The sequence below is a fragment of the Arthrobacter livingstonensis genome, assembly GCF_003219815.1.
In the GTDB taxonomy this organism is placed as follows: domain Bacteria; phylum Actinomycetota; class Actinomycetes; order Actinomycetales; family Micrococcaceae; genus Specibacter; species Specibacter livingstonensis.
Genome location: NZ_QJVD01000045.1, coordinates 1 through 2,193, shown reverse-complemented (window position 1 = coordinate 2,193; position 2,193 = coordinate 1). Strand labels below are relative to the sequence as shown.

The window sequence follows — 2,193 nt, the reverse complement described above, 5'->3', positions numbered from 1 at the left end:
GCTGTCGCTCCCCCAATACCCATCCAAGGCGCTGCCCCCCACCGCCGGGACACCGCTCGAGAAATTCGTCAGGTCATCGTCCACCCAGAAGGTGGGACCGGCGTAGGAAATGGTGACGGCGTCCGTTGCCAACGCCACGCTCGTCAGCGTGGTGCCGAACGCAACAATGTTCCAAGTGTCCCCATTGAGCGGGTTGCTGCTGGACTTGTTGGGCCCGCAGCAGACCGCGCTGGTAAAGGCAACGGGGGTGAAGCTGGGCAGGGAAGCTGTCGTTTCGCCGCCGTCGGGGGCTTCCATGATCCATTCGGCGCAATTTCCGTTGAATGTCGCCCCGGGTGGTGGTGCCAGCGTGATGGAAAAATGCTCGCCGTTCGCTTCATTGCCGAAGGACACCTGGGCCGAACCCGCGCCGTACTGCACCGAGCAGTAGACGGTGTCACCGGGGCTGACGGAAAAATTGGGAATGTTGGTTTGGAAGATGTACCCCGGCGACGTCGGCTGTTGGGGCGCGAACCACTCGTACCAGGCCACATAGGAGGCGTTGTCTCCTGAGTCGACCCGCTGCTGCACCCCGGCCTGGAGGACATCGTTTGAGCCATACGTCCCGTCAAGGCCCACCCACGAGGATGAATTCCACCCACCCTCCGAGCCCTGCGGTTCGGCAGGTGCAATGACCGTCGGGATGTGCCAGTAGCCAATGGCCCCCGTCCAAGTACCGGCGACGACGCCACCTGCCCAGTTGTTGGACGTGAAGCTGCCGTCACTGGCCTTCTTCAGGCCGCGGACGTTATGCGTGACGCCCGGCTGCGGTTCAAGGCGAGGCACAATGAGGCCTGCCGTGGGCCACGGATGTGAAAACGCCCGCTCCCAAGCCGTGCGCAGGCCCTGGGGATCGGAGGCGTCAGGCCTGCGCCAAGGCATTCCCGCGCGGGCTCTAGCAGCTGCCCCCTCCACGTTCGGGTCAAAGCCCTCGGGCGGCCAGGCGGACACCCAGGCCCCCGGCACATTGGTCGGAACAAGCTGATACGGCACCTGCGGCGCGGCGGGCTGGTCGGCGTTCATGGCTGTCTCGATCCAAAGCATGAAATTGAAGGAACCCTATCCCCAATTCCTCAATTATCGTCCCCGAAGTCGCGCGCGAACAAGCCGCGGCAAGCCCTATTTTCCGCCGGAGCGGCAGCAACATTTCACACACAGCGGCGGCGCCAAGTACTGCCTCGGCCGCGACGGCTCCCTGGCACGGCCTAGGATTGCACGATTGCCCCATGGCCGAAAGCAGCTGGTTCGGCTTATGACCCCTCTGATAGTTTGGTGAACCAGCTGCCTGGAAATATAGCCGAGCACAGAACATAGCGAAGACCTTCACACCCTTCACCATTTCGTCCGTTCCAGAAGAAGGCTGGCCGCCATGGCTGGTCCAATGATCTATTGATGGGGCCTCCGGCCAATAGCGCATCACGAACCGGTTCCCTTCGGACTCCGGGCGGGGGAAGCAGCAGTCGAACCGCTCCGGAGCAACATCTGAAACTTACTGCCGATTTCGCGCCCGTCGCGGGGCCCAGTACAGTCCGTCGAGTCTCGTGACGGCCAGCAACCCGCCAGCCCAAAAAAAGTGCTGAGGCAAGGATCAATGCATCCGCCAGGGTGCCAGTGCCAGCAATAATGGTCAGCACTGTCCAAACTGTGGCACCAATCGCTGCCACGCAGGAAATGGTTGCCACAACAATCATGGATCGCTGTGTCGGTAATCGAGTTCCGTGACTGGCAGGGAGCTGCTGTTCTTCCCTGAAGAGATTCCCCATGAAAATGCCAGCAAACGCAGGAAAATACGCATAATCTGCGCGGGATTCAATGAATTGCATGGCTACCGCTAGGAGAACGAAGACACCCACGACGGCGTAAAGGAAGCGCGAGGTGCGCCTGACCCATTTTACGGAAAAAATAGTCTCCACGGAGAAAAACGATGGCCCTGGCGATGACGGCGCCAGACAACACTATTCCCAAGACCACTCCCACAGCCGTATCACTGCCTGACTTCGGCAAAACAAGCAACAAGGCCAGGGTGAATAATGACAGCAACGCCATCCCGACCGCGGCACCAATCCTGAACCGCGCTTTGAACCGTCCCGGAAATTATGCCGCCAGTTTTCTGGCAGCTTCATCGGGTAACGAGCCGCTTATTTCATCGTAGTA

At 60.5% G+C, this 2,193-nt stretch carries 2 protein-coding genes; one reads left to right on the top strand and one right to left on the bottom strand.

The genetic code is table 11. The annotated features are described in order from the left end of the window. Nucleotides 1-1,062, bottom strand: a 1,062-nt coding sequence (locus tag CVV68_RS21430; RefSeq protein WP_170133294.1) for a G1 family glutamic endopeptidase, incomplete at its 3' end; no start/stop codon positions are given. Nucleotides 1,063-1,963: 901 nt separating this feature from the next. Between CVV68_RS21430 and CVV68_RS21425 the strand changes: the two genes are divergently transcribed. Next, nucleotides 1,964-2,191, top strand: a complete 228-nt coding sequence (locus tag CVV68_RS21425) for a hypothetical protein (RefSeq protein ID WP_110503025.1) — start codon at nt 1,964-1,966, stop codon at nt 2,189-2,191. Nucleotides 2,192-2,193 lie beyond the last annotated feature (2 nt).

Coding starts and splice junctions, on each gene's coding strand:
- CVV68_RS21425 (WP_110503025.1), top strand. CDS start 1,964: ATGGCCCTGGCGATGACGGCGCCAGACAACACTATTCCCAAGACCACT.